This window comes from Roseovarius sp. (genome assembly GCF_018066915.1).
Classification (GTDB): Bacteria; Pseudomonadota; Alphaproteobacteria; order Rhodobacterales; family Rhodobacteraceae; genus Roseovarius.
Window position 1 is genome coordinate 1 of record NZ_JAGPVV010000067.1, and the last position, 5,787, is coordinate 5,787.

Annotated in this window: 5 protein-coding genes; 4 read left to right on the top strand and 1 reads right to left on the bottom strand. The window is 63.1% G+C overall.

The genetic code is table 11. The features are described 5' to 3' along the window. Together KBT70_RS04210 and KBT70_RS04215 are read left to right on the top strand one after the other, a co-directional pair. Positions 1 to 1,342 (top strand): TrkH family potassium uptake protein (locus KBT70_RS04210; protein WP_296629172.1); only part of this gene is annotated, 1,342 nt, incomplete at its 5' end. Positions 1,343 to 1,368: 26 nt separating this feature from the next. After that, on the top strand, positions 1,369 to 2,982 hold the full coding sequence (locus KBT70_RS04215; RefSeq protein WP_296629175.1) for a thiamine pyrophosphate-binding protein: 1,614 nt from the start codon (positions 1,369 to 1,371) through the stop codon (positions 2,980 to 2,982). Here KBT70_RS04215 and KBT70_RS04220 read toward each other — a convergent pair. Further along, positions 2,976 to 3,260 (bottom strand): hypothetical protein, encoded by a 285-nt coding sequence (locus KBT70_RS04220; protein WP_296629179.1) that lies wholly within the window; start codon positions 3,258 to 3,260, stop codon positions 2,976 to 2,978. The genes KBT70_RS04215 and KBT70_RS04220 overlap by 7 nt on opposite strands. A gap of 278 nt (positions 3,261 to 3,538) precedes the next feature. On the opposite strand from KBT70_RS04220, the gene KBT70_RS04225 reads away from it, so the two are divergent. Together KBT70_RS04225 and KBT70_RS04230 are read left to right on the top strand one after the other, a co-directional pair. Then, entirely contained in the window at positions 3,539 to 4,588 is a 1,050-nt protein-coding gene (locus tag KBT70_RS04225) for a hypothetical protein (RefSeq protein WP_296629183.1), read from the top strand. A 102-nt stretch (positions 4,589 to 4,690) separates the two neighbouring features. Next, the gene (locus tag KBT70_RS04230) at positions 4,691 to 5,719 is read left to right on the top strand and encodes a hypothetical protein (RefSeq protein ID WP_296629185.1); all 1,029 of its coding nucleotides are present in this window, start codon (positions 4,691 to 4,693) and stop codon (positions 5,717 to 5,719) included. Positions 5,720 to 5,787: the final 68 nt, after the last annotated feature.

The following is a 5,787-nucleotide window of genomic DNA, read 5'->3' on the forward strand; positions in this document are numbered from 1 at the left end:
TTGGCCTGTCTTTGCCGAGAGCATGATCGTGACCTGCATCGCGGGTGCCTTGGTGGCGCTGTCGTGCAAGAACTCCATGGGCCAGCCGCTGACAATCCAGCAGGCGTTTTTGCTCACAACGCTAGTCTGGGTGGCGCTGCCGCTTTTTGGCGCGCTGCCGTTCATGCTGGGCGAGACCGATCTTGATTTCATCGACGCGTTTTTCGAGGCGATGTCAGGGATGACCACAACCGGCTCCACGGTGATTGCCGGGCTTGATACCCTGCCCAAGGGTATCTTGCTCTGGCGGGGCATCCTGCAATGGTTGGGCGGTTTGGGGATCGTGATCGTGGCGCTGGTGTTCCTGCCCGAGATGCGGGTGGGGGGGATGCAATTCTTTCGCGCCGAGGGGTTTGATACCTTTGGCAAGGCGCTGCCGCGCACCATCGACATCTCGAAGGGTGTGCTCAACGTCTATCTGCTGCTGACCGCGACCTGCACGCTCACCTTTCTTGCCCTTGGCATGGGGGCGTTTGATGCGACGGTGCATGCCCTGACCACGGTCTCGACGGGGGGTTTTTCGTCTTATGACATCTCCTTCGGGGCCTTTCCGGGCGCACCGCAATATGCCTGCGCACTCTTCATGATCCTGGCCAGCCTGCCCTTTGTGCGGATGATGCAGGGTGTGCAGGGCAATATCATGCCGCTCTATCGCGACACGCAGGTGCGCACCTATCTGCGGTGGCTGGTCTATGCGTTTGTGTTGGTGGCGGGGTATGACCTGCTTGTGAACGGCCGCTTCATGGAAGAGAGCCTGCGCGAACGCCTGTTCAACGTCGTGTCGATCTTTTCCGGTACCGGCTTTGGCGATGGCGATGTGACGGCTTGGGGGACCTTTCCCTTTGTCGTGCTGATCGCGGTGGGGGCGATTGGGGGCTGCACCGGGTCCACGGGCTGTTCGATCAAGATTTTCCGCTACCAACTCATGCTGCGCGCCATGGGCCAGCAGGCACGGCGGATTTTCAACCCGTCCAGCGTGATGATCCTGCGCCACGAGGGGCGGCGCGTCGAGGATGAAGTGCTGCAATCGGTGATGCTGCTCTTTACCGTCTATATCCTGTCGTTTGGGTTTTTCTCGGTCGCGTTGGAGTTGACGGGGCTCACGCTGATGGAATCGGTGACGGGTGCCTGGACGGCGATTTTCAACGTGGGTCCTGCCTTTGGTCCCAGTGTCGGGCCGACCGGATCGCTCTTGGAGTTTCCCGATGCGGCCAAGGCGCTGATGATTCTTGCCATGCTGATGGGGCGGTTGGAGATTCTGGCCGTGATCGTGCTTATCCTGCCGTCGTTCTGGCGTCCCTGACACCCTGACCTGCAAAGGAGCCTGACATGGCTGAGAAATCCGTTGAGTTTCGCGCACAGGCGCCCTTGGGCGCGCAGATCAGCCATATGCTGAAATCGCGCGGGGTCGAGGTGATCTTTGGTATTCCGGGAGTGCATAACCAAGAGATGTATCGCGGGATCGAAGAAGCGGGCATCACCCATGTTCTGGCGCGGCACGAACAGGGGGCGGGGTTCATGGCCGATGGCTATGCGCGGGCCACGGGCACGCCGGGGGTGGCCTATGTGATCACCGGACCGGGGCTGTGTAATATCCTGACGCCGCTGGGGCAGGCGTGGTCAGACAGTGTGCCGGTGCTGGTGCTATCCTCGTGCCTTGATGAAACAGCGGCGCAGCAGGGACAGTTGCACCAGATGCGCGATCAGCGCGCGGCGGCCGCTTGCGTCACGGAATGGAGCGCCGAGGCGCGGGATGCGGTCAGTGCCTATCGGTTGATCGACCGCGCCTTGGTCGAGTTTGCCACCCGGCGCGGGCGCCCCCGGCATATTCAGGTGCCGATTGCGGCGCTGGAGGGGATGGCCGAGGCGGCCCCTGCGGCGGTGCCGTTGGATCATACGCCAGCGCTGGCCGCTGAGGTGGCGGCGGAGGTGGCTGAGGCGCTGACGCACGCACGCAAGCCGCTGATCATTCTGGGCGGTGGCGCTGTGAAGAGTGCCGCGGACTGGCGCGAGATTGCGACACGGCTGGGGGCGGCTACATTCACCAGCTATGCCGGGCGCGGGATCATGGGGGCAAACGCGCCGCTTGATTTCGGGGCCTACCTGGCGCGGCCTGACAGTGTGTCGGTGATCGGCGAGGCTGATCTGGTGCTGGTGGTGGGCAGCGAGTTGTCGCAAAACGATCTGTGGCGGCCTGCCTTGGGGCATCGCGCGCCGCTCATCCGGGTGGATGTGGACCTGGATGTTTTGGGTGGCGCCATGGCCGGGGATCGTCGGATTCTGGCGGATGCCGGGGCGCTGGCGCGGGGAATTTTGACGCATGACCTCGGCTCACGGGGTGGCTGGCGACCTGAGGAGATAACTGCTGCGCGGGCACGCTGGCGGGCCGAGAGCGATGCGGAGCGGCCGGGGATTGCCAGCATTTGCGATACCTTGCGCGCGGCCTTGCCCGAGGACACGATGATCTATTCGGACATGACGCAATTCGCCTATGTCGCCAAGGAGGTCTGGCCGATGGCGCAACCCGGTCATTGGCACCATCCCACCGGCTTTGGCACGCTGGGCTATGCGCTGCCTGCGGCGATTGGCGGTGCGATGGCGCGGCGCGGCAAGCCTACGGTCGCAATCGCAGGCGATTACGGGTTTCAATATACGGTGCAGGAATTGGGCACGGCAGTCGAGCAGGGGCTGGCGCTGCCGATTCTGGTCTGGGACAATACCAAGTTGAAAGAGATCGAGGACAGCATGGTGCGCGCGCAGATCGCGCCCAATGCGGTCAAGGCGCATAACCCCGATTTCTGCGCGCTGGCGCGGGCTTACGGCGCCTATGCCGAGGCCCCGCAGAGTGCCACCGCTTTGCAAGAGGCGGTGCAGGCGGCGCTGCGCGCGGACCGCCCCACGCTGATTCACATGACGCCCGTTCTGTCGGCGCGGGGTCAGTAAACATCCCCGCGGCCTGTGACCGAGATATAGGCCGGACAGCCGGGCCGGGCGGTGTTGATGATGAGATACCAGACGGTTTCACCAGGCCGCCCGGTGCGCGAATATTCGCAGCCCGAGGGGTGGGTCCACCATTGGCCCTGATGGCTGGCAGGGGGCATGACGCTGCTTTTGCCGACCTTGATCTGGGTGGCGCGGCCGATTTTCTTGGACACATCGGCCTGTGCGGCACCGGTAAGGCCAAGGCTGAGCGCAGTGACGAGCGTGAGGATGGGTTTCATGGTCGGGACTCCGTTCCAAATGTTGCGTTCCGGCCTTCATTCCACCGCCCGGCAGGGGCGCGTTGGCGTCAGGACCATGGCAAAAGAACGGCTCTTCCCGAGGATTATTCCCGAATTTTATTCAAACGTTGCGGTATTTTAGTGCGTCGGGTGCCGCGCTGAAGGGCAAGGTCACGGTCCATCCTGCGACATCTGCGCGTGAGAGCGCGACAAGCGGTTGCTTGCTCTTGCCGGGTGTGGTTGTAGGATTGATCAGGCTTGCAGCACGCGGGGTGCGTATGAAAACGGTTCTGTTCCACGTTGGCATGCCGAAATGCGCCACGACGACAATCCAGAGTTTCCTGACGGAGCGGGTCGAGTGGTTGGAAGCGCAGGGATTCTCCTACACGAAGCACTCAGACGACCCCACTCAACATCAGGGCAATGCCGCGCAACTGGCGGAATATGCGATGAACGGCCCGCGTGCGCGGGTTGCCGAGCATCTCGACTTTTTCCTGCGCTCTGAGGGCAATGTTCTGCTCAGCAGCGAAATGCTGTTCGGTTTGGGGCGGGGGAACGGGTTTGAAGCGATCCAGAAGGAGGTGCTGCGCCGGGGCTTTGATCTGCGGGTGATTGTATATCTCAAGCGGCAGGATTTGTGGATCGAGAGCGATTACAAGCAGCATGTGAAGGACGGCAATCTCTGGGACGGCGAGTTTGCCGATCTGCTTGCGCTGCGCCGCTCCAAGCACACGCTTGATTATCATTTCATCCTGTCAAGTTGGGCCAAGCAGGTTGGGCGCGCGCGGATGCACGTGGTGCCGCTGAACCCGTCGCAGGAGAAGGGCTATGCCATCGACAGCTTTCTTGCTGTGCTGGGTCTGAGCCGCCCTGAGGCGGAGGTCGCTGTGCCAAGCCGAAACGTCAGCCCCTCGGCAAGTGCCACGGAAGCGGCGCGCGAGGTCAAGCGACATTTGATCGCCTCGGGCGCGTCGCATGAGGACGTCCGCCGCCTGATTTCTGCGTTTCTGGAGGTGGCCCAAGAGGTCAATCCGGCGACAAGGGACGACAGCCTGCTCAGCCCCGAGGCGCGGCGGGCGCTCTTGCAGGATTATGCACAGTCGAATGCCGCGCTGTCGCGCGATTTTCTGGGGGGAAAGCCCGCCTTTGACGATCTGCCAGAGGCTGCGCCCGAGGCGTGGGTGGCCCCGGTCGAGCGGGTGCCCGGAGTGCTTGCAGGCGTGATCGCAAGGTCGATGGTGCGCGTGCAAGACGAGGACATCGCGCCGGTTCAGGACGAGGGACCGGTTTCATTTTTCACAAGGATCAAGACCCTGCTCAATCGGTGAGGGGGTAATCCCCTATCGCTCTGATCTGAAATTGTTATAGTATCTTCGGGATCAGGCCCGGCGAGTGTCGCGGCCTTTCTCGTCCAGACCACAGGCGCGATCATGCCCGTAGTGACCTTTCATATCGGCATGCCGAAATGCGCGACCACGACGATCCAGAGTTTTCTGGAGACGCAGGCCGAGTGGCTCGCGGCGCAGGGGCAGATTTACGAGCGCCACCCCGAGGACCGCACCCGCAATCAGGGCAATGCGGCGCAACTGGCGGCGTTTTGCGCGGCGCGGGATCATGCGCGGATGACGGCGCATCTGGCATATTTCCTGCGCTCGGGGCGCGATGTGGTTTTGAGCAGCGAGGTTTTGTTCGATCTTTGGCGTGACGAAAAGTTTGTGCCGCTGCGTGACGCGGTCGCGCGGTTGGGCTATGACCTGCGGGTGATGGTCTATCTCAAGCGGCAGGACCTGTGGATCGAGAGCGATTTCAAGCAGCATGTGAAGGGGCGCACCGATTGGGTGGGCACTTTCGAGGCGCTGCTGGAGCGGCGTTTCAGGCGGGGGACACTGGATTATCACGGGTTGCTGACGCAATGGGCGGCGCAGGTGGGGCGCGCGGCCATGATCGTGGTGCCGTTGAACCCGTCGCAACAGCCGGATTATGCGCTGCACCGGTTTCTGGAGGGGATCGGCGTGACCCCACCAGACGGCGCGTTGGGCGTTGCGCGCCAGAATGTAAGCCCGCCCGGTGCGGTGATCGAGGCGGCGCGGCATATCAAGGCTGCACTGATCGCGCAGGGGATGGGCGCGGCAGACATCGCCCCCCTTTTGGCGCAGTTTATGGCGCAGGTACCAGAGGGGGCGCAGACCGGCGCGGACCAAGACATCCTGAGCCCCGAGGCGCGCCGCGATGTGCTAGCGCGCTGCGCAGCCTCAAACGCGGCGCTGGCGCGAGATTTCCTTGGCGGGCAGATACCCTTTGATGCGCCAGAGGACACGACTGGCGAGTGGCTGCCGCTGTCGGCCCGGGCGGTTGCCGTCCTGTCGGGGCATGTGGCGCAAGAGATGCGTGCCGCCCCGCCCGAGGCCAAGACCGGAGGGTCACTCTTGGGGTGGTTTCTGAGGGAACGGCCGCGTTAGACGTCGGGTAATCTTTTGCCGCGGTCGCGCAAATTGGGCTGGTCTCGGACCGGTCGCTTGATTAGGTA